Origin of the sequence: Caulobacter sp. CCUG 60055 (assembly GCF_022750545.1) — a bacterium.
Lineage (GTDB): Bacteria > Pseudomonadota > Alphaproteobacteria > Caulobacterales > Caulobacteraceae > PUIC01.
This window is the reverse complement of the sequence record NZ_PUIC01000001.1, coordinates 261,118-284,973: the sequence shown is the minus strand read 5'-3', so window position 1 is coordinate 284,973 and position 23,856 is coordinate 261,118. Positions and strand designations below refer to the sequence as shown.

At 70.3% G+C, this 23,856-nt stretch carries 21 protein-coding genes; 5 read left to right on the top strand and 16 right to left on the bottom strand.

Annotated elements, in window-relative coordinates:
* Position 1: 1 nt before the first annotated feature.
* The 4 genes from C5708_RS01300 to dusB are packed head-to-tail and all read right to left on the bottom strand — an operon-like array spanning position 2 to position 5,882.
* Positions 2-2,251, bottom strand: a complete 2,250-nt coding sequence (locus tag C5708_RS01300) for a PAS domain-containing sensor histidine kinase (protein WP_242917005.1) — start codon at positions 2,249-2,251, stop codon at positions 2-4.
* A 58-nt stretch (positions 2,252-2,309) separates the two neighbouring features.
* The gene (gene ntrC / locus C5708_RS01295) at positions 2,310-3,746 is read right to left on the bottom strand and encodes a nitrogen regulation protein NR(I) (protein WP_242917003.1); all 1,437 of its coding nucleotides are present in this window, start codon (positions 3,744-3,746) and stop codon (positions 2,310-2,312) included.
* A 25-nt stretch (positions 3,747-3,771) separates the two neighbouring features.
* Complete coding sequence (locus C5708_RS01290) at positions 3,772-4,875, bottom strand: ATP-binding protein (protein WP_242917002.1); 1,104 nt, start codon at positions 4,873-4,875, stop codon at positions 3,772-3,774.
* Positions 4,872-5,882: a tRNA dihydrouridine synthase DusB gene (gene dusB, locus C5708_RS01285; protein WP_242917000.1), complete on the bottom strand. Its 1,011-nt coding sequence runs from the start codon at positions 5,880-5,882 to the stop codon at positions 4,872-4,874. The genes C5708_RS01290 and dusB overlap by 4 nt, the downstream gene beginning before the upstream one ends.
* Positions 5,883-5,973: 91 nt before the next feature.
* On the opposite strand from dusB, the gene C5708_RS01280 reads away from it, so the two are divergent.
* The 3 genes from C5708_RS01280 to C5708_RS01270 are packed head-to-tail and all read left to right on the top strand — an operon-like array spanning position 5,974 to position 8,770.
* Positions 5,974-7,122, top strand: coding sequence for a bifunctional 2-C-methyl-D-erythritol 4-phosphate cytidylyltransferase/2-C-methyl-D-erythritol 2,4-cyclodiphosphate synthase (locus C5708_RS01280; protein ID WP_242916998.1), 1,149 nt, complete (start codon positions 5,974-5,976; stop codon positions 7,120-7,122).
* Between the two features lie 36 nt (positions 7,123-7,158).
* Complete coding sequence (locus C5708_RS01275) at positions 7,159-7,653, top strand: CinA family protein (RefSeq protein WP_242916996.1); 495 nt, start codon at positions 7,159-7,161, stop codon at positions 7,651-7,653.
* A gap of 1 nt (position 7,654) precedes the next feature.
* The gene (locus C5708_RS01270) at positions 7,655-8,770 is read left to right on the top strand and encodes an FUSC family protein (RefSeq protein WP_242916995.1); all 1,116 of its coding nucleotides are present in this window, start codon (positions 7,655-7,657) and stop codon (positions 8,768-8,770) included.
* A 7-nt stretch (positions 8,771-8,777) separates the two neighbouring features.
* Here C5708_RS01270 and C5708_RS01265 read toward each other — a convergent pair whose 3' ends face one another.
* Together C5708_RS01265 and lipA are read right to left on the bottom strand one after the other, a co-directional pair.
* Positions 8,778-9,248: an SRPBCC family protein gene (locus tag C5708_RS01265; RefSeq protein ID WP_242916993.1), complete on the bottom strand. Its 471-nt coding sequence runs from the start codon at positions 9,246-9,248 to the stop codon at positions 8,778-8,780.
* 6 nt (positions 9,249-9,254) lie between these two features.
* Entirely contained in the window at positions 9,255-10,247 is a 993-nt protein-coding gene (gene lipA / locus C5708_RS01260) for a lipoyl synthase (RefSeq protein WP_242916991.1), read from the bottom strand.
* A gap of 113 nt (positions 10,248-10,360) precedes the next feature.
* On the opposite strand from lipA, the gene C5708_RS01255 reads away from it, so the two are divergent.
* Both C5708_RS01255 and C5708_RS01250 read left to right on the top strand, forming a co-directional pair.
* A complete protein-coding gene (locus C5708_RS01255; protein WP_242916989.1) occupies positions 10,361-11,374 on the top strand; it encodes an alpha/beta hydrolase in 1,014 nt (337 codons plus the stop codon).
* 112 nt (positions 11,375-11,486) lie between these two features.
* The gene (locus tag C5708_RS01250) at positions 11,487-13,040 is read left to right on the top strand and encodes an AMP-binding protein (RefSeq protein WP_242916987.1); all 1,554 of its coding nucleotides are present in this window, start codon (positions 11,487-11,489) and stop codon (positions 13,038-13,040) included.
* A gap of 74 nt (positions 13,041-13,114) precedes the next feature.
* Here the strand turns inward: C5708_RS01250 and lpdA are convergent, their stop codons facing one another.
* From lpdA to C5708_RS01200, 10 genes are all read right to left on the bottom strand, one after another.
* Entirely contained in the window at positions 13,115-14,521 is a 1,407-nt protein-coding gene (gene lpdA / locus C5708_RS01245; RefSeq protein ID WP_242916985.1) for a dihydrolipoyl dehydrogenase, read from the bottom strand.
* Between the two features lie 25 nt (positions 14,522-14,546).
* Positions 14,547-15,839, bottom strand: coding sequence for a pyruvate dehydrogenase complex dihydrolipoamide acetyltransferase (locus C5708_RS01240; protein ID WP_242916983.1), 1,293 nt, complete (start codon positions 15,837-15,839; stop codon positions 14,547-14,549).
* 10 nt (positions 15,840-15,849) lie between these two features.
* Positions 15,850-16,281, bottom strand: a complete 432-nt coding sequence (locus C5708_RS01235; RefSeq protein ID WP_242918030.1) for an aldehyde-activating protein — start codon at positions 16,279-16,281, stop codon at positions 15,850-15,852.
* Between the two features lie 2 nt (positions 16,282-16,283).
* A complete protein-coding gene (locus C5708_RS01230) occupies positions 16,284-17,648 on the bottom strand; it encodes a pyruvate dehydrogenase complex E1 component subunit beta (RefSeq protein ID WP_242916982.1) in 1,365 nt (454 codons plus the stop codon).
* Complete coding sequence (pdhA, locus tag C5708_RS01225) at positions 17,645-18,682, bottom strand: pyruvate dehydrogenase (acetyl-transferring) E1 component subunit alpha (protein ID WP_242916980.1); 1,038 nt, start codon at positions 18,680-18,682, stop codon at positions 17,645-17,647. Before pdhA ends, C5708_RS01230 begins: the two co-directional genes overlap by 4 nt.
* 68 nt (positions 18,683-18,750) lie before the next feature.
* The gene (locus tag C5708_RS01220) at positions 18,751-19,047 is read right to left on the bottom strand and encodes a septum formation initiator family protein (RefSeq protein ID WP_242916978.1); all 297 of its coding nucleotides are present in this window, start codon (positions 19,045-19,047) and stop codon (positions 18,751-18,753) included.
* A gap of 139 nt (positions 19,048-19,186) precedes the next feature.
* Positions 19,187-20,467: a phosphopyruvate hydratase gene (gene eno, locus C5708_RS01215; RefSeq protein WP_242916976.1), complete on the bottom strand. Its 1,281-nt coding sequence runs from the start codon at positions 20,465-20,467 to the stop codon at positions 19,187-19,189.
* 195 nt (positions 20,468-20,662) lie between these two features.
* The gene (gene rpmF / locus C5708_RS01210; RefSeq protein ID WP_242916974.1) at positions 20,663-20,845 is read right to left on the bottom strand and encodes a 50S ribosomal protein L32; all 183 of its coding nucleotides are present in this window, start codon (positions 20,843-20,845) and stop codon (positions 20,663-20,665) included.
* A 92-nt stretch (positions 20,846-20,937) separates the two neighbouring features.
* On the bottom strand, positions 20,938-22,104 hold the full coding sequence (locus C5708_RS01205; protein WP_242916972.1) for an acyltransferase: 1,167 nt from the start codon (positions 22,102-22,104) through the stop codon (positions 20,938-20,940).
* 86 nt (positions 22,105-22,190) lie between these two features.
* Positions 22,191-23,840, bottom strand: a complete 1,650-nt coding sequence (locus tag C5708_RS01200) for a CTP synthase (protein WP_242916970.1) — start codon at positions 23,838-23,840, stop codon at positions 22,191-22,193.
* Between the last annotated feature and the right edge of the window lie 16 nt (positions 23,841-23,856).

The following is a 23,856-nucleotide window of genomic DNA, read 5'->3' as shown; positions in this document are numbered from 1 at the left end:
CTCACCCTTCGACCGCGGCGCGCGCGGTCTCTTCGCTGTCGCGGCCGGCGGCCGCCCCATCCTCATGCCTGACCGTCGGGATGCGCAGGATGGCCCGCGCGCCCGGCGGCGTCGCCGCATCCTGCAGAGTCAGTCCCCCGCCATGGTCCTCCAGGATGCGCTTGACGATGGCCAAGCCCAGGCCCGTGCCCTTCTCGCGGGTGGTCACATAAGGTTCGGTCAGCCGGTGGCGCTCCTTGGCCGGCAGGCCGACGCCGTTGTCCTCGATCTCGTAGCGCAGGCCGCCGTCGTCGACGACCAGCGCGGCGGCGACGCGCCCCTGCACGCCGGGATCGGCGGCGCGGCGCGCCTCGACCGCCTCGCCGGCGTTCTTGAGCACGTTGGTCAGGGCCTGGCCGATCATGCCGCTGTCGCAGACGATCCGCATCTCCTGCAGCGGCTCGACGATGTCGAAGGCCACCTCGGGAACGGCGACGCGCTGGGCGAACACCGCCTGGCGCAGCATCTCGGCGGCGTCGCACTCGGCGAAGGTCGGCGCCGGCATCCGCGCGAAGGACGAGAACTCGTCGACCATGCGGCCGATGTCGCCCACTTGGCGGATGATGGTGTCGGTGCAGCGGTCGAAGGTCTCGACGTCGGTCTGGATGTCCTTGCGGTAGCGGCGGCGCAGCCGCTCGGCCGACAGCTGGATCGGCGTCAGCGGGTTCTTGATCTCGTGGGCGATCCGCCGCGCCACGTCGCGCCAGGCGGCGTTGCGCTGGGCGGTGATCAGGCGGGTGATGTCGTCGAAGGTCAGCACCAGGCCGTCGGACGAGTGGCCGCTGGCCCGCACGCGCAGGCGGCGCATCTCGCGGTCGCGGACGAGGTCGACCTCCTCCTCTGCGTCGACGCCCGTCTCGGCGGCCCGCGCCGCCACGGCGACGAACTCCGGCGCCGCCTCGGCCAGCGACAGCCCGTAGACCGGTCCGTCCAGCCCCAGCAGCGCCGCCGCCTGGCGGTTGGCCGCCGAGATGCGGCCGTTGGAGTCCAGGCCGACCACGCCGGCGCTGACGCCGGCCAGCACGGTCTCGATGAACTGCCGCCGGGATTCCGCATCGGCGCTGGCGGCCCGCAGCTCCTCCTGCTGGGTCTGCAGGTCGTAGGTCATGCGGTTGAAGGCGCGGGTGAGGACGGCGATCTCCTCGGGGTCGTCGCGGGTCTCCACCCGCGCGGTCAGGTCGCCGGCGGCGACGCGGTCGGCCGCCTTCACCAGCCGTCCGACCGGCGCCGATATGGTGTTGGCCGCCGACATGCCCAGCCAGACCGCGCCGACCAGCACCAGCAGCGCAGTCTCCAGATAGCTGAGGGCGAAGTCGATCTGGATGCGCTTGCGGTTCTGGGCGGTGTCCCGGTACTCGGTCACCGCGCCCTCGGCCTGGCGAAGGTAGGAGAAGATGCCGCTGTCCACCGGACGGACGACATAGAGATAGGCGTCGGGATAGGCCCGCAGCCGGAACACCGCCCGCAGCAGGTCGGCCGATTCCATGGCCCCGATCCGCAGCTCGCCGGCGTCGGCGCCGGCGATGGTCTTGGCCGGCGGGGCGCGATAGGGCGGCGGCTCGTCCACCTCGGCCCGGGCCAGGATGCGGCCGTCGCGGTCGATCACATAGGCGGCCGGGAAGCTGTGGTACGAGGCCTGCAGGGCGAGGAACTGGCCGTACTTGATCGGGGCCTGGCTGATGCCGGGAGCGGCGGTGTTCAGGTCGCCCGACATCAGCTCGACGTCGTGCTGCATCGAGGAGATCTGGCCGTTGTAGTACGAGCGCGCCACCTTGGCGCTGTTCTCGACCACCGTGCTCACACGCTTGGTGAACCAGCTCTCGACGCCCTGGTTGACCAGCAGGCCGAAGAAGAAGGCGACCACCACCGCCGGCACCACCGCCACCAGCGCGAACAGGGTGACGAAGCGCAGGTGCAGCCGCGCGCCCGCGTCGCGCGCCTTGGCGGCGAACAGCTTGAACACCCGCCAGCCGACGAGGCCGGCCAGGGCGAGGATCAGCACCAGATTGGCCGACAGTATGATCAGGACGGTGCGGCTGGCCGGTCCGAGCGGTCCGGTTCCCGGCGCCGACGAGGCCAGGAACACCGCCCCGGCGGTGAGCACCGCCGCCAGCACGTAGCCGACGCCGAGGAGGTAACGGGACTCCAGCCAGACCCGCCAGCGAGGCGTATCCGATCCGGCTTCGTCGATTCGCGGACGCCCGTTCACCATGGCGTGAACACTAGGGGAGACTGAGCCCTCCAGGCAACAGAGATGTTGCGTAAAAACTTCAGCGCTTCGGCTTGACCATTTCGACGCCGAGATCGTGGATCTTCTTGCGCAGGGTGTTGCGGTTGAGGCCGAGAATCTCGGCGGCGCGCACCTGGTTGCCGCGCGTGGCGGCCAGGGTCAGCCGGATCAGCGGGACCTCGACCTCGGCGAGGATGCGGTCGTAGAGCCCTGGCGGCGGCGCGCCGTCCGGCTGGTCGGCGAAGTAGACGGCCAGATGCCGCTCGACCAGCTGGGACAGCGTGACCGGCCCCTCGTCCGACGCGGCGGGGGGCGCGTGGTCATGCAGTTCGCGCTCGATGATGCGCGCGGTGATCAGCTCCTCGGAATAGAGCGCGCAGACCCGGCGGACGAGGTTTTCCAACTCCCGGACGTTGCCCGGCCAGGCGTGGGCCTTCAGGCGCTCCAGGGCCCCGGCGTCGATGGTCTTGGCCGGCAGGCCCTCGCGGTTGGCCCTGAGCAGGAACGAGCGCGCCAGATCGGGAATGTCCTCGGTACGGTCGCGCAACGGCGGCAGGCGGACCGGGGCCACGTTCAGGCGGAAGAACAGGTCCTCGCGGAAAAGGCCCTGCTGGATCAGGCCGCGCAGGTCGCGGTTGGTGGCGGCGATAATGCGGACATTGGGCCGGCGGCCGGTCCGGGGATTGACCGCCGTCTCCGAGCCGTCGATCACCCGCAGCAGGCGGGTCTGGGCGTCCAGCGGCATGTCGCCGATTTCGTCGAGAAACAGCGCCCCGCCGTCCGCCTCGACCAGCTTGCCGACGTCGCCGTCGCCGCCCAGGCCCCGATGGTAGCCGAACAGCTCGGTCTCGACCCGCTCGCGCGGGGTGGCCGCCAGGTTGATGACCACGAAGCGGCCGTCGCGGCGGCGGCCCAGGTCGTGCAGGGCGCGGGCGACCAGCTCCTTGCCGGTGCCGGATTCGCCGGTGATCAGCACGGTCAGGTCGGTGCCGACCAGCCGGGCGATGGTGCGGTAGACCTCCTGCATCGGCGCCGAACGGCCGATCAGCGGCAGGCGCTCGTCGCGCACGGCCCGCGCCTGGGCCTTGGCCGCCTCGCCGTCGGCCGGCCGCGACAGCGCCCGCTTGGCCGCCGCCGTCATGTCGTCGAGGTCGAACGGCTTGGAGACGTAGTCGAAGGCGCCGGCGTCGGCGGCGTTGACGGCGGTGAGCAGCGTGTTCTGCGCGCTCATCACGATCACCGGCAGCTTGGGCCGCTCCTTGCGGATGCGCGGCAGCACGTCGAAGACGTTCTCGTCCGGCATCACCACGTCGGTGATGACCAGGTCTCCCTCGCCTTCCGACACCCATTTCAGCAGGGTGGCGGCGTTGCCCGTGGCCCGCACCTGATAGCCCAGCCGCGTGAACGTCTGGCTGAGCACCAGCCTGATAGAGGCGTCGTCGTCGGCGATGAGGATCTTGCGATTGATCGAGGACATGGCCGACCGTTACTCCGGGATCGCCTCAGGGTTCGATAGGCAGCAGCACGCGGAACACCGTCCGGCCGGGCGCTGACTCGAAATCGATCAGCCCGCCGTGGGCGCCGACCAGTTTCGCGACAAGAGCCAGGCCAAGGCCCGCGCCGAACGTTTTCGACGTGACAAAAGGCTCGAACAGGTGGTCGCGCAGATGCGCCGCCACACCGGGGCCGTTGTCCTGGACGCGAACCTCCAGGGGCGCGCCGCGCAGGGCCTGGCCGCTGGCGGCGCGGACGCGGACGCCGTGCCGGTAGGCGGTCGACACCGTCACCTCGCCGCGCCCGTCCCCGCGGGAATGGGCCGCCTCGGCCGCGTTCTTGACCAGGTTCAGGAAGATCTGGATCAGCTGGTCCTCGTCGCCATAGGTGGGCGGCAAGGACGGGTCGTAGCTCTCGCGCAGGATCAGGCCGTCGGCGACGCCGTTGGCGGCCAGGGCGCGCACCCGGTCGAGCACCTCGTGGATGTTGACCGCCAGGCGGACGGGCGCGGCGTCGTCGGAAAACGCCTCCATGCGGTCGACCAGCCGGCGGATGCGGTCGGTCTCGTCGACGATGAGCTGGGCCAGCGGCGCATCCTCGGCCTTGGCGCCGCTCTTCAGCAGTTGGGCCGCGCCGCGAATGCCGGCCAGGGGGTTCTTGATCTCATGGGCCAACATGCGGCCGAAGCCGACCACCGAACGCAGGCCGGCGGCGTCGGGCGTGCGCTCCGACCCGGGCCCGGCCCCGCCCCGCACATGCAGGGTCAGCAGCACGCAGCCGTCGGCCAGAGGCGTGGCCGCGCCGTCGGCCTCGAAGGCCGGATGGCCGAAGAGGTTGATCTCCAGCCCGCGCTCGCGCACCTGCGCCCCGGCCTCGACGGCGCGGTCGATCAGCGAGACCAAGGTGGAGCCCGGCGGCAGGGCGTCGCGGAAGCTCCCCCGCGAGAGCAGGGCCAACCCCTGGCCGAACAGGTCCTCGGCCGCCTCGTTGGCGGCGGTCAGGGCGCCGTCGGCGCCGACCACCAGGGCCGGTTCCGGGCTGAGGTCGAATGCGGCCGCGCGCAGCCCCCTGTCGGCGTCGGCCTCGGCCGGGCGGTGACGCCGCTCGGTCACGCCGCCAGCCTGGCGGCGTCGCCGTCCAGCCAAAGCGCCGTGAGGCCGGCCTCGACGGCCGCCGGCGCCTCCAGGCGGCAGAGGTCGGCCTTGGCGGCCCGGCGCCGAGCCGCGTCGCCCGGCCAGGGCGCCGCCTCGACGTACCAGCCCAGGTGCTTGCGGAACATCTTCAGGCCGAGCCTCTCGCCGTAGAAGGCCAGGCTGTCGCGGAAGTGTTCGAGAGCGACGGCGAGCCGCTCGGCCGGCCCGGGCTCGCGGAACACAGCCCCGTCCAGCGCCGCCTCGATCGCCGGCGCGGCCCAGGGGCGCCCATAGGCGCCGCGGCCGATCATCACCCCGTCCGCCCCCGAGGCCGCGATCGCCTCGCAGGCCGTGTCGCCGTCGACGATGTCGCCGTTGACGATCACCGGGATCGACACGGCCTCCTTCACCCGGCGCACCGCGGACCAGTCGGCGCGCCCCTTGTAGAACTGGCAGCGCGTGCGGCCATGGACGGTGACCGCCCGCACGCCGGCCGCCTCGGCCCTGGCGGCCAGTTCCGGAGCGTTGCGCGAGGCGTCGTCCCAGCCCAAGCGCATCTTGACGGTCACAGGAACGTCCGTCGCCTCGACGGCGGCGCGGATCAGGCTTTCGGCGAGGTCGAGGTCGCGCATCAGCGCCGAACCCGACAGCGCGCCCGTCACCTCCTTGGCGGGGCAGCCCATGTTGATGTCGACGATGTCGGCGCCGGCGGCCTCGGCCATGCGCGCGCCCTCGGCCAGCCATCGCGGCTCGCGGCCGACCAGCTGGATGACGGTCAGGGGCAGCCCCTCGCCCACCGCCGCGCGCCGGACCACGTCCGGCCGCCCCTTGGCGAACTCGGCGCAGGCGACCATCTCGGTGGCGACATAGGCGGCGCCCAGGCGGGCCATGGCCATGCGGAACGGCAGGTCGGACACGCCGGTCATCGGCGCCACCCATACCCGTCCATCCACCGTCGCCGCGCCGACCGAAAGGCTTTTGCCCATTTTATAGACACCTTGCTCGGCTAGTTTTTAGGCAAATTTCACCCCTGCGTCCAGTCTGGACATGGGTCGGCGAACAGCCGACACACGGGGCATGACATTCGCAGCAGTGATCGTCGCCGGCGGCGCCGGCGCGCGCGCCGGTCAGGGGCCGGCCAAGCAGTGGCGCGTCCTGGCCGGCAAGCCGGTCCTGCGCTGGTCGGTCGAGGCCCTGCTGGCGGCCGGCGCGGCCGAACTGGTGGTTGTGATCCCGGCCGGCGAGACCGACCAGGCCGCCGCCGCGCTTCGCGGACTGGAAGGCTGGACCCTGACGCCCGGCGGCGCGACCCGCGCGCGTTCGGTGCAGGCCGGGCTCGCGGCCCTGGCCTCGCCGGGGGAGAACCCCGTCCTGGTCCATGACGCCGCCCGCCCGTTCGTCGGGCGCCGGCACGTCGCGGCCTTGCTGACCGCCCTGGCTGACGCCGACGGCGCCGTTCCCGCCCTGCCGGTGTCCGACACCCTGAAGCGCGGCGCGCCCGACGAGGGCGTGTCCACCGTCTCTCGCGACGGCCTCTGGCGCGCCCAGACCCCGCAGGCCTTTCGGCTGGACGGGTTGCGGCGGGCCTACGCCCAATGGCCCGCCGACAGCGAACCCACCGACGACGCCGGCGTCGTCGAGCGGGCGGGCGGGCGCGTGGTGCTGGCCGCCGGCGATCCGTTGCTGATGAAACTGACCTATCCGGAGGATTTCGCCATGGCCGAGGCCCTGGCCGGCGCCGCCCGCCTCACCCGCGTCGGGCAGGGTTTCGACGCCCATCGCTGGGGCCCGGGCGAGGCCGTGTGGCTGTGCGGGGTCCGTATCGACCACGACCAGACCCTGATCGGCCATTCCGACGCCGACGCCGGCTTGCACGCGGTCACGGACGCCCTGCTGGGCGCCGTCGGCGAAGGCGACATCGGCGACCATTTCCCGCCGACGGACCCGCGCTGGAAAGGCGCGGCCTCGGACCAGTTCCTGCGCCACGCCGCCGACCTGGCGCGCGCACGCGGCGGGGTGATCGTCAATGTCGACGTGACGCTGATCTGCGAGCGCCCCAAGATCAAGCCGCACCGTCAGGCCATGCGCGCCCGCCTGGCCGAGATCCTCGACCTGCCGCTCGACCGTGTCAGCGTCAAGGCGACCACGACCGAGGGCATGGGCTTTCCCGGCCGCGGCGAGGGCCTGGCGGCCCAGGCGGTCGTGGCGGTGCAGACCCCGGCCTGATAACAATTCCCCACCCCGCCGACCAGGACGCCGCCGATGTTCAGCCTTGAGATCGAGACCCTCGCCCGGCTGCTGATCGACGAGGCGCGCGAGCGGCGCCTGCGCGTCGTCACCGCCGAGAGCTGCACCGGCGGCCTGGTCGGCGGCGCGCTGGTCGGGGTGGCCGGCTCGTCCGACGTCTACGAGCGCGGCTTCATCACCTATTCGAACCGGGCCAAGGAAGAACTGCTCGGCGTGCCGGGCGACCTGATCGCCGACGCCGGCGCGGTCTCCGAGCCCGTGGCGAGGATAATGGCCGAAGGCGCCCTCGCCGCCGCCAACGCCCATGTCAGCGTGGCCGTCACCGGCGTGGCCGGCCCCGGCGGCGGCACGGCGTTGAAGCCGGTCGGCCTCGTCCACTTCGCCACCGCCCGCGCCAACGGCCCCATCGTCCACCGCGTCGAGCGCATGGGCGACATCGGCCGCGAGGCCGTGCGGCTGGCCAGCGTCGCCATCGCCCTGGAGATGTTGCGGGACCGGATCGCCGCCTGACATGCCCCGGTCGGAACCCGCCCGCGCCGCCCGCCTCGGCCTGTCGCAGGCCATTCGGGCGGCGGCGGCCAAGAAAGCCGAGCTTCGGCACGCCATCCGCGTCTCGATCGCCGTCGGCGTCACCTTCGCCATCAGCATTCTGCTGCGCCTGCCCCAAGGCTATTGGGCGGTGTTCACCGCCGTCATCGTGGTGCAGGCCAGCATCGGCGGCACCATCGCCGCCTCGCGCGACCGGCTGATCGGCACCGTCGTCGGGGCCTTCGTCGGCGCGGGCGCGGTCTATCTCAAGGGGACCACCGCCCTCGACCAGGGCCTGGTGCTGTGCGCCGTGGTGGCGGTGCTGGCCTTCGCCGCGGCGGTGCGGCCCAGCCTCAAGGTCGCCCCGATCACCGCCGTCATCGTCATCATCGCCGGTCCCCATGACGTCGGCCCGCTGCACGCGGCCCTGATGCGCACGGCGGAGATCACCATCGGCGGGGTGGTCGGGGTCTGCGCCACCCTGTTCATCTTCCCGGCCCGCGCCCACGACGCGGCCGTCGATCATCTGGCCAAGACCATGCGGCAGGTGGCCGACCTGCTGGCCCTGCATCGCGAGCAGCTCAACGGCGTGGACGTGGCCGATTCCATCCAGTCCACCCAGGTGGCGATCCGCACCTCCCTGGCCGCCGTCGAGGCCGCCATGAGCGAAGCGGTCCACGAGACCGCCTCCCGCCTGAGCGACCGCGACGTGCCCGAGGCGGTTCCGCGCACCCTGTGGCGCATCCGGGGCGACGTCGTCACCATCGGCCGCGCCTTGGACGCACGCCTGCCGCCGACCGTGCTGGAGCACCTGCGGCCGGCGGTCAGCGACCTGCTGGCCGCCCAGAGCGACCGCCTGCGCGCCTGCGCCGAGGCGATCCGCAATCGGACCGTTCTCGACAAGGCCCAGGCGATGGCCGTCGCCCACAGCGGCTTTCAGGAAGCGGTCGAGACCATGCGCGTCCAGGGACTGACCGACGTGCTCGGCTTCGACGTCGCCTCGCGGGTGTTCGGACTGGTCTTCGCCCAGGAGAACCTGTTCGCCAACATCGGCGACCTGTCCGACCGGGTGACGGAGATGGCGGCGGGCCGGACCTGAACCGTGCTCAGGCCGGCCCGGCGGGCGCCTCGGCGGGGGCGTAGAGTTCGGCGGCGCGCGCCTCGAAACAGGCGATCAGCCGGTCGACCGCATGGTGGAAGTTGGCGGCCAGCAAGGCGGTCAGCAGCCCCGACTTGAACTCGAAATCGATCAGGAATTCGACTTTCGAGCCCGCGCCTTCCGGAGAAAACCTCCAGCTGTTCGACAGCCGCTTGAACGGCCCATAGAGCAGGTTGACCTCAACCGTCCGCGCCACGGCGTCGCGCCGGACCCGCGTGGCGAACCGCTCCTTCAGGAAGGAAAAGCCCACCGCCGCCTCGGCGTCGACGGTCGACACCCCTTCGCCGGCCTCGCGTCCGTTCCAGGTGCGCATGGCGGTGATCCAGGGCACGAACTCGGGATAGCGCGAGACGTCGCCGACCAGTTCGAACAACTGCTCGGGGCGATAGGGCAGAACGTGGACGACGGCGTGGCGCAAGGCGTATCAGCGACCGGCGGCGGTTTCGCGGGCGCGGCGGGCGGCCTGCAGGCGGGCGAAGTCCTCGCCCGCGTGGTGGGACGAGCGCGTCAGCGGACTGGCCGACACCATCAGGAAACCCTTGGCGCGGGCGATGGCTTCATAGGCCTTGAACTCGTCCGGCGGCACGAAGCGGTCGATGGCCGCATGCTTGCGGGTCGGCTGCAGGTATTGGCCGATGGTGATGAAGTCGACGCCGGCGGAACGCATGTCGTCCATCACCTGCATCACCTCTTCCTTGGCCTCGCCGAGGCCGACCATCAGGCCGGACTTGGTGAACTGGGAGGGATCGCGCTCCTTGACCCGCTCCAGCAGGCGCAGCGAATGGTAGTAGCGGGCGCCGGGCCTGATCTTGAGATAGAGGCGCGGCACGGTCTCCAGATTGTGGTTGAAGACGTCGGGACGTGCGTCGATCACGGTTTCGGCCGCCCCGTCCTTGCGCAGGAAATCGGGAGTCAGGATCTCGATGGTGGTCCCGGGCGCGGCGGCGCGGATGGCGCGCACCACCTCTGCGAAGTGGGCCGCCCCGCCGTCGCCCAGGTCGTCGCGGTCCACCGAGGTGATGACCACGTGCTTCAGCCCCATCTGGCGAACGGCGTCGGCCACCCTGGTCGGCTCGGTGGGGTCGAGCGCCTCCGGCAGGCCGGTGCGGACGTTGCAGAAGGCGCAGGCCCGCGTGCAGGTGTCGCCCATGATCATCATGGTGGCGTGTTTCTGCGACCAGCACTCGCCGATGTTCGGACAGGCCGCCTCCTCGCAGACCGTGACCAGCCCGCCATCCTTCACGATCTTGCGCGTCTCGTTATAGATGTCCGCCCCGACGCCGGTGCCGGGCGCGCGCACGCGCAGCCAATCCGGCTTTCGCAGCGTCGGCGTGTCCGGGCGCGACTGCTTTTCGGGGTGACGCGCGGCCCGGTCGGCGCCGACCTTGCCGTTCACGGTGTCGATGAGGGTGACCATGCCCCCTAAATCGGGCTTTGCGCCGCCAGGATCAAGCCGTTTGCGCCGATAGAGACGAACCCCGCCATGCGCCCTTGCCGCCCCCCGCCGACGCAGACGACAGTGCCGCCCCGATGCGCCGCCCTCTCCTCGCCGTCGCCCTGGTCTCGACGCTCGCCGCCTGCGACGGGCGGGACGCGCGCGCGCCGTTCATCGACAGCAGGCCGCCGGCCAGCCTTGCGCCGCGTTTCTGGACGCCGCCGGGCTGGGCCTGGGGCCTGATCGAGACCTCCGGCCGGCCGGCCGTGCGCTACGGCGTCGCCGGGCCCGCCGCCGCGCCGCGGGCCCACATCCTGCTCCTGACCGGCTACGGCGAGTCCGCCGAGGCCTATTTCGAGACGGTGCGCGACCTGACGGCCCGGCGCTACGTGGTCTGGGTGCTGGAGCGGGCCGGCCAGGGCGGTTCGGGCCGCTACGCCGGGCGGCGCGACCTCGGCGCGGTCGCCAGCCTCGACGACGACGCCGCCGCCGCGCGGGCCATGATCGACGAGGTCATCCGCCCCCGTCCCGGACAGCCGCTGGTGATGGTCGGCCAGGGGCTTGGCGGAACCGTCGCCGCCATGACGCTCGGCCGCAGTACACGCGGCGTCGACGGCGCGGTGCTGTCCGCGCCCTTGCTGCGGCTCGACCGCCCGCCGGGGCTGGACGGCAAGATCGCCTGGGCTCGCCGGCTCGGCCTGAGCGGACTGCGGCCGAGCCGCGACGGCGGCTGGAAGCGCGCGGCCCGCAGCGACCCCGAAGACCGGGCCGGGGTGCAGAACGCCTGGCAGACCGCCAACCCCGACCTGCGCATGGGCTCGCCCGGGCTCGGCTGGTACGGCGCCGTGGGCGACGCCCTGAGCGACCTCGAACGCAGGCCGGTCGGCGATGTCGCGATCCCGGTCCTGACCCTCGAAGCGGCCAGGGAGGCCGAGGCCGACCTGAAGGCCCAGGACAAGCTGTGCGGCCGCCTGCCCGACTGCCGCGTCGAGAAAATCCCCGACGCCGGGGCCGGACTGCCGTTCGAGGCCGACGGGCCGCGCGGCGTCTGGCTGGCCGCGATCGTCGCCTTCACCGAAGCGAAAATCCCGAAATCGCCAGCGCCTTAGCCCGAACACCTCGCCTTCCGTCACGCCATGTTACGCATCTTTTCAACACGTGAACGGAGCGATAGGGTCGTGACAATGACAGGGCCAGAAGTTTTCGGGGAGATTTCGCCCAATGCCGCGCGCCTTTGATGCGCGAAGCGCCGAGCGGTCGGTTTTCGACGCGCTGCTCGACGCTCGTGACCGTTTCGGAGCCAAGAAGCTCATCCTGGAGGACCAGGACCGCAGGCCGCTCAGCTACACGGACCTGATCCGCGCCAGCTTCGCCCTGGGCCGCAAGATCGCCGCCATGACGACGCCCGGCGAACATGTCGGGGTGCTGCTGCCGTCCGGCGCCGGTGTGGTGGTGACGTTCTTCGCCCTGCACGCCTTCGGGCGGACGCCGACCATGCTGAACTTCACGGCCGGCATCCGCAACCTCAAGGCCGCCTGCCGCATGGCCGGGGTCAAGCGGGTGCTGACCGCCCACCGCTTCATCGACCAGGCCAAGCTCGACGACCTCGTCGACGCGCTGGAGGGCGACCAGACCATCACCTATCTGGAGGACGTGCGCGAGACCATCGGCCTGGCCGACAAGGTGTTCGCGGCGACAGCCGGGCTGTTTCCCCGCCGCTTCCGGACCGAGACCCGGCCGTCGGACGCGGGCGTCATCCTGTTCACCTCGGGCAGCTTCGGCGCGCCGCGCGGCGTGGTGCTGAGCCAGCGCAACCTGATCGCCAATGTCGAGCAGATCGCCGCCCACATCGACCTCGACCCGAACTGGGTGATGTTCAACCCGCTGCCGACCTTCCATTGCTTCGGCCTGACCGGCGGCGTGCTGCTGCCGCTGCTGACCGGCATGAAGGCGTTCGAGTATCCCTCGCCCCTGCATGTGAAACAGATCCCCGCCTTGATCCGGGACTCCAAGGCCTCGATCCTCTTGGCCACCGACACCTTCGTGAACCAGTACGCCCGCGCCGCCGATCCCGGCGACCTCAGCGGCCTGGAGTTCGTGGTCTGCGGCGCCGAGAAGGTTCGCGACGAAACCCACGCCCTGATCGCCGAACGCTTCGGCGGCGTGCCGCTGCTCGAAGGCTACGGCGCCACCGAGGCCTCGCCGGTGATCGCGGTCAACAAGCCGACCGACAACCGTCGCGGCACGGTCGGCGGCCTGCTGCCGGGCGTCGAGACTCGCATCGAGCCCGTCGAGGGCATCACCAAAGGCGGCCGCCTTTTCGTTCGCGGCGCCAATGTGATGGCGGGATATCTTAATGAGAGCGGCGAGCTTGAGCCGCCGGTCGACGGCTGGCACGACACCGGCGACGTGGTGACCATGACCGACGACGGCTGGATCACCATTCTCGGGCGAGTGAAGCGCTTCGCCAAGATCGGCGGCGAGATGGTGTCGCTGACCGCCGCCGAGGACCTGGCCGCCCAGACCTGGCCGGACTCGCGCCACGCCGTGGTCGCCATGCCCGATCCCAAGAAGGGCGAGCGCCTGGTGCTGGTCACCGACAAGCTGGACGCCAGACCGGCCGAGCTGGTCGCCCGCGCCCAGGCCATCGGCGCGCCGGAACTGGCCGTGCCCCGCCGCATCGTGCGCGTCACCGAAGTGCCGGTGCTCGGCACCGGCAAGACCGACTATGTCGCCATCCAGCGCATGGCCGAAACCGACGCCCGCGCCGCCTGACATCCTCGCACGTATGAAAAAGGGCGGCGGTCCGAAGGCCGCCGCCCTGCTTCTTCCGGCCGAGGCCGCGTCCGCTAGATGTGCAAGGCCTGGCCGAAGGCGTCGAGCGTCGCCTCGTGCATGGCCTCGGACATGGTCGGGTGCGGGAACACCGTCGCCATCAGCTCGGCCTCGGTGGCCTCCATGGTGATGGCGATGGCGAAGCCCTGGATCATTTCGGTGACCTCGTGGCCGATCATGTGCGCCCCGAGCAGCGCGCCGGTCTTGCCGTCGAACACCGTCTTGACGAAGCCGTCCGTCTCGCCGGCCGCCACCGCCTTGCCGTTCACCTTGAACGGGAAGCGCCCGGCCTTGACCTCGTAGCCCTTTTCCTTGGCCTGGGCCTCGGTGAGGCCGACCGAGGCGACCTGCGGGTTGGCGTAGGTGCAGCCCGGGATCGGGGCGTTCAGCCCGTTCGACTTGAGGCCGGCGATATGTTCGACGCAGTGCACGCCCTCGTGGCTGGCCTTGTGGGCGAGCCAGGGCGGGCCGGCGACGTCGCCGATGGCGTAGAGGCCGGCGACGTTGGTGGCCCCATGGGCGTCGTTGACCACATGGCCGCGGTCGACCTTCACGCCCAGGGCCTCGAGGCCGAGGTTCTCGACATTGCCGTCGATGCCGACGGCGACGATGGCGATGTCGGCCTCCAGCGTCTCGGCCTTGCCGCCCGCCTCCAGGGCGATGCTGACGTCGCTCTTGGACTTGGAGAGCTTGGTCACCTTGGCGCCGACGCGGAACTTGATGCCGCGCTTCTCGAACGCCTTGTGGGCGGCCTTGGAGACCTCCTCGTCCTCGACCGGCAGGATGCGCGGCAGGGCCTCGATCACCGTCACCTCCGAGCCGAGGGCCCGGTAGAAGCTGGCGAACTCGATGCCGATGGCGCCCGAGCCGACCACGAGCAGGCTCTTGGGCGCGGCCTTGGGGACCAGGGCCTCGCGATAGGTCCACACCCGCTCGCCGTCCGGCTCCAGGCCGATGGCCGGAATGGTGCGGGCGCGGGCGCCGGTGGCCAGGATCACGTGCTTGGCCTGGACGGTGCGCGAACCGCCGTCCTTGAGCGCCACCACGACCTTGGGCGCGGGCGAGCCCTTCTCCAGCCTGGCCTCGCCCGAGATCACCTCGATCTTGTGCTTCTTCATCAGGAAGGTGACGCCCTGCTCCATCTGCCGGGCGACGCCGCGCGAGCGTTCGACCACCTTGGCGAAGTCGTAGGACCGGCCCGTGACCGACAGGCCGTAGGCGTCGAGGTGGCCGAGCTGCTCATAGACCTCGCCCGACTTCAGCAGGGCCTTGGTCGGGATGCAGCCCCAGTTGAGGCAGACGCCGCCGAGCTTCTCGCGCTCGACGATGGCGGTCTTGAAGCCGAGCTGGCTGGCGCGGATGGCGGTGACGTAGCCGCCGGGGCCCGAACCGATGACGATGACGTCGAAATCAACAGCCACGTGGAAACTCCGATATCCGCCGCAATCAAACCAGCATGGTCATCGGGTCTTCGATCAGACCCTTGAACGCCGCCAGGAAGCGGGCGCCGATGGCGCCGTCGACCACGCGGTGGTCGCAGGTCAGGGTGACGCTCATCACCGTGGCGATCGCCAGTTCGTCGCCGCGGACCACCGGCCGCTTCTCGCCGACGCCGACGCTCATGATCGCGCCCTGCGGCTCGTTGATGATCGAGGCGAAGCTCTTGATGCCGAACATGCCGAGGTTGGACACCGAGAAGGTGCCGCCCTGGAACTCTTCGGGCTTCAGCTTCTTGGTGCGGGCGCGCTCGGCCAGATCCTTCATCTCGGCGGAGATCTGGGCCAGGCCCTTGGTCTCGGCCGCCCGGATGATCGGGGTGATCAGGCCGCCCTCGACCGCCACCGCCACCGCCACGTCGGCATGGTGGTGCATGGCGATGCCTTCCGGCGTGTAGCTGGCGTTGGCTTCCGGCACGCGCTTCAGGGCGACGGCCGCCGCCTTGATGACGATGTCGTTGACGCTGACCTTGACGCCGTCCTTCTCCAGCACGGCGTTGATCTTGCCGCGCGCCGCCAGGAGGTTGTCGATCTCCAGGTCGATGGTCAGGGGGAAATGCGGCACGTCGCGGAAGCTGTCGGTCATGCGCCGGGCAATGGTCTTGCGCATGCCGTCCAGCGGCACGAGGTCGTAGGAGCCGGCGGGGATGCCCATCTGCTCCAGGCTCTTGTGCTCGCGCGGGGCCTGGGCCGCGGCGGCGGCCGGCGCGGCGACGGGTTGCGGCGCGGGCGTCCTGCCGGCCAGGGCGTCGATGTCGCGCTTGATGATGCGGCCGTGCGGGCCTGAGCCCTGCACCGTCTTCAGGTCGAGCCCGGCGGCCTGGGCGAGGCGCTTGGCCAGCGGCGAGGCGAAGACGCGCTCGCCGCTCGTTTGAGGCGCGGGCGCGGCCGCAGTCACGACGGGAGCGGGCTGAGCGGCGGCGACCGGCGCGGGCGGCGGGGCGGAAGCCGGCTTGGCTTCAGGCGCGGGGGCCGCCGCGGGCGCGGGCGCGGCGACGTCGCCCTCGCCCTTCAGCTTGGCGATGGGCGTATTGACCTTCACGCCCTCGGAGCCTTCCGGAACGAGGATGGCCTCGACCACGCCCTCGTCGACGGCCTCGACCTCCATGGTCGCCTTGTCGGTTTCGATTTCGGCGATCACGTCGCCGGCCTTGACCTCGTCGCCCGCCTTGACGTGCCACTTGGCCAGCGTCCCCTCCTCCATGGTCGGAGACAGGGCGGGCATCAGGATGTCGATCGACATGTCCTCTTCCTCAAGCGTTCGGGACGGCCGGGGCGAAGGTGGTCGGAGTCCAGCGCGCCAGACGGCGGGCCAGCCGAGCCTCGTCGGTCTCGTCCTCGTAGTTCGCTGGTTCGGCGGCCCGGCCGTCGAACCCTTCCAAATCCACGCCCGCCGCGTTCAGGGTGGCGAGCTTGCCGGCCGCCCCCTCGATCGCCGAGGCGATGTAGCAGCCGCACGTCCGGCAGATCAGCACCTCGGAGACCCGCCGCCCGAAGCGGTAGGCCGCAATGGCGCCGGGCGCGGCGGCGATGAGCAGACGGCTTTCCGGGTCGCTGGTCGTCCTGGCGCCGTGGCGACGGCAGAAGCCGCACTGGCAGGCGCGCAGGGGCAGCTCGGCCGGCGCTCTCGATGGCTCGAAAGCGATATGGACCGCGCCGCAGTGACACGACCCGGAGAGCGTCATGCTCACCGGTAGCAGACCGCCTTGGCCGCCTCGATCACCTTCTCCACCGACGGCAGGGACAGGGCTTCGAGATTGGCGGCGTAGGGCAGCGGCACGTCCTCCTGATGCACCCGCGCCGGCGGGGCGTCGAGATAGTCGAAGCCGTCCTTGACGATGCGGGCGACGATCTCGGCGCCGACGCCCATCGGGCCCCAGCCTTCCTCGACCGTGACCAGCCGGTTGGTCTTCTGGACGCTTTCCAGCACCGTGTCGGTGTCGAGCGGGCGGATGGTGCGCAGGTCGACGACCTCGGCCTCGATGCCGTCCTTGGCCAGTTCCTCGGCCGCCTTCAGCGCGTGGCCGACCATCCGCGAGTGGGCGGTGAGGGTCACGTCCGAGCCCTGGCGGCGGACCTTGGCCTTGCCGATCGGCAACACCCAGTCGTCCACCTGCGGCACGTCGAACTCGACGCCGTACATCATCTCGTGTTCGAGGAAGACGACGGGGTTCGGGTTGCGGATCGCGGCCTTGAGCAGGCCCTTGGCGTCGGCCGCGTCGTAGGGCGCGATGACGATCAGGCCGGGCACATGGCCGTACCACGACGAGTAGTCCTGGCTGTGCTGGGCCGCCACCCGCGCCGCCGCCCCGTTGGGGCCGCGGAACACGATCGACGACTTGATCTGGCCGCCGGACATGTAGAGCGTCTTGGCGGCGGAGTTGATGATCTGGTCGATCGCCTGCATGGCGAAGTTCCAGGTCATGAACTCGACGATCGGCTTGAGCCCGGCCATCGCCGCGCCCACGCCCAGGCCGGCGAAGCCGTGCTCGGTGATCGGGGTGTCGATGACGCGGCGGTCGCCGAATTCCTGCAGCAGCTCGCGGCTGACCTTGTAGGCGCCCTGGTACTGGGCGACTTCCTCGCCCATCAGGAACACCTTGTCGTCGCGGCGCATCTCCTCGGCCATGGCGTCGCGCAGGGCGTCGCGGACCGTGGTCTTGACCAGGGCGACGCCGGCCGGGATCTCCGGATCGTCGCCGACGACCGCCCGCGCCGGAGCGCCGACCGCCGCCGCCGGGGGCTTGGCCTCAACCGCCGCCGGCGCGGGCGCCGGCTCGACCGGCGCCGGAGCGGGCTGGGCCGGACCACCTTCGCCGTTCAGGCGGGCGATCGGGGTGTTGACCTTCACGCCCTCGGCGCCGGCCGGGACGAGGATGGCCTCGACAACGCCCTCATCGACGGCCTCGACCTCCATGGTCGCCTTGTCGGTCTCGATCTCGGCGATCACGTCGCCGGCCTTGACCTCGTCGCCCTCTTTCACGTGCCACTTGGCGAGGGTGCCCTCCTCCATGGTCGGAGAAAGGGCCGGCATCAGGACTTCAACGCTCATTGCGCCGCCGCCTCCAGATAGACGTCGGTGTAGAGCTCGGACGGATCCGGCTCGGGGGATGTGCGGGCGAACTCGGCCGCGTCGGCGACGATCTTCTTCACCTCGGCGTCGACGGCCTTCATGGCGGCTTCGTCGGCCCAGCCGTTCTTCTCGAGCCGCTCGCGCAGGTGATCGATCGGGTCGCGGGTCTTCTTGACCTCGTCGACCTCTTCCTTGGTCCGGTACTTGGCCGGGTCGGACATCGAGTGGCCGCGATAGCGGTAGGTCTTCATCTCAAGGATGTAGGGCCCCTTGCCGCTGCGGGCGTGCTCGGCGGCGCGGGCGCCGGCCTCGCGGACCGCCAGCACGTCCATGCCGTCGACCTCCTCGCCCGGTATCCGGAACGAGACGCCGCGCTTGTAGAGATGGGTCTCGGCCGCCGAGCGCTCGACGCTGGTGCCCATGGCGTAATGATTGTTCTCGATCACGTAGACGATCGGCAGGGACCAGAGCTCGGCCATGTTGAAGCTCTCGTAGACCTGGCCCTGGTTGGCCGCGCCATCGCCGAAATAGGCGTAGGCGACCTTGCCATTGGCCTCGTAGCGGTTGGCCAGCGCCAGGCCGGTGCCCAGCGACACCTGAGCCCCGACGATGCCGTGGCCGCCGTAGAAGCCGGCGTCGACGCTGAACATGTGCATCGAGCCGCCCTTGCCCTTGGACGAGCCGCCGGCCCGGCCGGTCAGCTCGGCCATCACCTCGCGCGGGTCCATCCCGGCCGCCAGCATGTGGCCGTGATCCCGGTAGCCGGTGATGATCTGGTCACCCTTCTCGGCGATCGACTGCATGCCGACCGCAATGGCTTCCTGGCCGATGTAGAGGTGGCAGAAGCCGCCGATCAGGCCCATGCCGTAGAGCTGCCCCGCCCGCTCCTCGAAGCGGCGGATCAACAGCATCTCACGATAGAATTCGAGCAGTTCGTCCTTGCCCACCCGGGCATTGACGCCGGCGTCATCGGCCTTGCCCGACGACGCCTTGGTTGTGCGCGTACGCGCCATACGCTTCTCCCGGGCTTTGATAAGGCGGCCCTCGTGTGGAAACCACGGGGCCGAACAGCGGACCCGCGTCAGGGTTTCGTGCGGATCACATAGTCCCTCGGGTCGGAGAAACCTAGTAGGGATCGCGCGCGCTCTTCCAACAGGTCCGCCGAGAGGCTTCCGTCGCGTAATAGACGGGCACGGGCCTCCAGGTCCATCCGTTCCGACCGCAATTTCGACAGCTCAGCCGATTTTTCCGACAGGGCCTCGTTGCGCTTGTCGACGAGCAGCAGGCCGCGGTCGCCGGTCAGGGCGTGGAATCCAAAATAGAAGATCAGGAAGGCCAGGACGGCGGTGGGCAGGTAGGGACGGTAGCGCGCGAACACGGCCTAGCTCCGGGGCGCCGAAGGCGAGCGGCGACTCGCAGGAAGAATCGGCCGTCAGGGTTAATCGATCGTTGAATCGCGGCGTTGAATGGACGAATCGGCCCCGCCGGCGCGCCAGACGGCCGGCGGGGCGTCGCGATCAGCGGCCCTTCAGGGCCTTGCGGCCCAGATAGATCGCCTGTTCGTCGAGCTGCTCCTCGATCCGCAGCAGCTGGTTGTACTTGGCCAGCCGGTCGGAACGGGCCAGCGAGCCGGTCTTGATCTGGCCGCAGTTGGTGGCGACCGCCAGGTCGGCGATGGTCGCGTCCTCGGTCTCGCCCGAACGGTGGCTCATCACCGCCGTATAGGCCGCGCGCTGAGCCATATCGACGGCGTCGAGGGTCTCGGACAGAGTGCCGATCTGATTGACCTTGATCAGGATCGAATTGGCGAGGCCCTGCTCGATCCCTTCGGCCAGGCGGGCCGGATTGGTGACGAACAGGTCGTCGCCGACCAGCTGCACCTTGCCGCCCAGGCGCTCGGTCAGCAGCTTCCAGCCGGCGAAATCGTCCTCAGCCATGCCGTCTTCGATCGAGACGATGGGGAACTTGCCGACCAGGCCGGCGAGGTAGTCGACCATGCCGCCCTGGTCGAGGGTCTTGCCCTCCCCTTCCAGCACATAGCGGCCGTTCTTGAAGAACTCGGTGGAGGCCACGTCCAGGGCCAGCTGGAAGTCGTCCCCGGCCTTGTAGCCGGCGCCCTCGCCCGCCTTGACGATGAAGGCCAGGGCGTCCTCGGCCGAGGCCAGGTTGGGCGCGAAGCCGCCCTCGTCGCCGACGTTGGTGTTGTGGCCGGCGTCCTTCAGCGCCTTCTTCAGGGCGTGGAAGATTTCCGCGCCCATGCGCAGGGCGTCGGAGAAGGTGTCGGCCCCGGTCGGCAGGATCATGAATTCCTGGATGTCGATCGGATTGTCGGCGTGGGCGCCGCCGTTGATGATGTTCATCAGCGGCACTGGCAGCACGCGGGCCGAGACGCCGCCGACATACTTGTAGAGCGGCAGGCCGGCCGATTCGGCCGCGGCCTTGGCCGTGGCCAGGCTGACGCCGAGGATGGCGTTGGCGCCGAGGCGGCTCTTGTTCTTGGTCCCGTCGAGGTCGATCAGCAGCTGGTCGATGCGGCGCTGGTCCTCGGCGTCGACGCCCGACAGCGCGTCGAAGATCTCGCCGTTGACGGCCTCGACCGCCTGGCGGACGCCCTTGCCGCCGTAGCGCTTCTTGTCGCCGTCGCGCTTCTCGACCGCCTCGTGGGCGCCGGTGGAGGCGCCGGACGGCACGCCGGCGCGGCCGAAGGCGCCGTCCTCCAGCACCACGTCCACCTCGACCGTCGGATTGCCGCGACTGTCCAGAATCTCGCGGGCGACGATATCGACGATCTCGGTCATGGGGGCTCCCCTGGGTGGCGCTGAATAGGAAAAAGGCGCGCGAGCCTTAGCCCACGCGCCTCGATCATTCAAATCCTCGCTGCCGCGCCGGCGGCGCGAGCCGCCGGGAATCCGTGGGCCACGAGAACGCGAAAAGGCCGCGTCCCCGCCTGGGGGCCGCGACCTTTCGCAAAGCCGGTCCGGATGGAGCCGAGCTTAGTCTTCCTTGGGCGTCAGGACCTGGCGGCCCTTATACATGCCCGTCTTCAGGTCGACGTGGTGCGGACGGCGCAGCTCGCCCGTTTCCTTGTCCTCGATGTAGGAGTTGGCGCCCAGGGCGTGGTGCGAACGACGCATGCCGGCGCGCGAGGGGGATACTTTTCGCTTAGGAACGGCCATCTGAGAATCTCGACTCGCGGCGTGAAAACGGTTGCGGCGGCCGCACGGGCCGCCGCGTGAGCCGGGGTGTATGCCTCAAACCGGCGACAGTTTCAAGGCTCCGCCTCGATGGCGCGGGCCGGTTCCGTCGCACGCGGCGAATTCCGGGCCGCGTCCCGCGCCGCCAGACGGTTGAACAGGTTGCGGCCGGGGGTCTCGATGAACCGGTAGGTCAGGGCGGCGAGGCCGATGACGACAGCCAGATAGGCCACCGCCGCCAGGTCGGTGACGATCATCGGCCTGAAGGAAAGCACCTGCAACGGGCCGGACGCCGTGGCCACGGGCGCGCTGACGTCGACGTGCAGAACGCGCTCGGCCAGCTTGCGCGCCACGCCGACGCCGACGGTCACCGGATAGTGCACGAGATAGACCGAATAGGACCACGTCCCCAGCGCCTGCAGCGGCGCGGTCTTGAGCGCCGCCGACACCGGCCCGCCCTCGGCGGCGAACACCCAGACCGCGACGGCGAACACGAACGGCGCGGCCAGTTGCGCCAGGCCCGTCGCCAACGCCACGAACGCCAGCACCCCGGCGAACACAGCCGTCTCGGCCGTCGCCGCCGCGCCGCCCGACAGCCGGGCCGGCGGAGCCTTGCGCACCAGGACGCCCAGGAAGAAGCCGGCCAGGGCCCTGAACAGGCCGAAGTCGAAGGTGGTGTCCATGTGGCCGACCTGCACACCGACCACGGCCAGGCCGGCGACCACGAACGCGGCGGCGACCAGCGTCACCCGGCGCGGCGCGACCAGGCTGACCAGGGCGAACAGGATGTAGGCGGCGAATTCGACGCTGATGCTCCAGGCTGGCGCGTTCCAGGTCAGCGAGCCGTGCACGCCGAGTCCCTGGACCATCAGCAGGTTGGTGAGAATCTCGACCAGCCCGCGGCCGTGGGTGAACGGCGCGACCTCGCCCGCTCCCGGCGCGGCGACGGCCTTGACCGCCTCCCAGGCCACCAGCACGCCCAGCGTCGCCGCATGCAGCGGCCACAGCCGGCCGAACCGCCGGATCAGGAACCGGCGGGTCTCCCCCACCCCGCCGACGGCCAGCTTCTCGCCGTAGCTGAAGGCGATGATGTAGCCGCTGAGCACGAAGAAGAAGTCGACATAGAGATAGCCGTGGAACACCAGCGGCGAGGCGCCGAAATGAGTCAGGGCCGGCAGATGGAACAGCGCGACCATCAGGGCGCACAATCCCCTCCACCCATCCAGCGCCTTGAACCGCATGTCGCCGCCTCCCTCCGCCACGTCCGCGTCAGAATGGCGCAGACGCAACCTTTGCGCGATGCATTAGCAGGAAGCGCGCCCGAGCGTCAGACCAATCGGCTTTGAACCTTGGCCGCCCCGACGAAGCTGGCGAACAGCGGATGGGGGGCGAACGGCCGGCTCTTCAGTTCGGGGTGATACTGCACGCCGACGAACCAGGGGTGGTCGCCCCGCTCGCAGGTCTCGGGCAGCACGCCGTCGGGCGACAGCCCGGCGAACCTCAGCCCCGCCTGCTCCAGGCGCTCGCGATAGCCGATATTGACCTCGTAGCGGTGGCGGTGGCGCTCGTGGATCTCGGTCGCGCCATAGATCTCCGAAATCTTCGAGCCCGGCGTCAATCTCGCCTCATAGGCGCCCAGGCGCATGGTGCCGCCCAGGTCGTCGCCCTCGGCGCGGGTCTCGCGCTGATTGCCGCGCACCCATTCGGTCATCAGGCCGACCACGGGCTCGGGGGTCGGTCCGAACTCGGTCGACGAAGCTCCGGCGATGCCGGCCACGTTCCGGGCTGCCTCGACCATGGCCATCTGCATGCCGAAGCAGATGCCGAAATACGGCACCTGATGCTCACGGGCGAAGCGGATGGCCTCGATCATCCCCTCGGCGCCGCGCTCTCCGAACGCGCCGGGCACCAGCACGCCGTCGGCGGCCTCCAGGCGCGCGGCCGCGACCTCGGGACGGGCTTCCAGGTCCTGGCTCTCGACCCAGTCGATATTGACCGCGACGTTGTTGGCCAGGCCGCCGTGGACCAGAGCCTCGATCAGCGACTTATAGGCGTCCTTGAGCACCGTGTACTTGCCGACCACGGCGATGTTCACCTCGCCGTCCGGATGGGCCAGGCGGTCGGCGATGCCCTGCCAACGCGACAGGTCCGGCGCGGGCGCGTCGCTCATGCCGAAGACGTCGAGGACCTCCTTGTCGAGGCCTTCGCTATGGTAGTCGAGCGGCACGGCGTAGATCGACGCCGAGTCCATCGCCTGGATGACCGCGCTTTCGCGGACGTTGCAGAACAGGCCGATCTTGCGCTTTTCACCCGGCGGAATCGGCTGTTCGCAGCGGCACAGCAGGATATCCGGCTGAATGCCGATCGAGCGCAGCTCCTTGACCGAGTGCTGGGTCGGCTTGGTCTTCATCTCGCCGGCCGTCTTGATGAACGGCAGCAGGGTCAGATGGACGAAGCAGGAATGCCCGCGCGGCAGTTCCTGGCCGAGCTGGCGGATCGCCTCGAAGAACGGCAGCCCCTCGATGTCGCCGACCGTGCCGCCGATCTCGACCAGCACGAAGTCGACCTCGCAGCCGTCGTCGTCCAGCGCCGGGGACAGCACGAACTTTTTGATCTCGTCGGTGACGTGCGGGATCACCTGGACGGTGGCGCCGAGATAGTCCCCGCGCCGCTCCTTCTCCAGGATGGTCTGATAGATCCGTCCCGTGGTGATGTTGTCCGACTTGGCCGCCGAGACGCCGGTGAAGCGCTCGTAGTGGCCAAGGTCGAGATCGGTCTCGGCCCCGTCGTCGGTGACGAACACCTCGCCGTGCTGATACGGCGACATCGTCCCCGGATCGACATTGAGATAGGGATCGAGCTTACGCAGGCGAACCTTGTAGCCGCGTGCTTGCAGCAACGCGCCAAGGGCGGCGGACGCGAGACCTTTTCCTAAGGAGGAGACCACGCCGCCGGTGATGAAGATGTACCGGGCCATGGGCTGTCAGATTAGC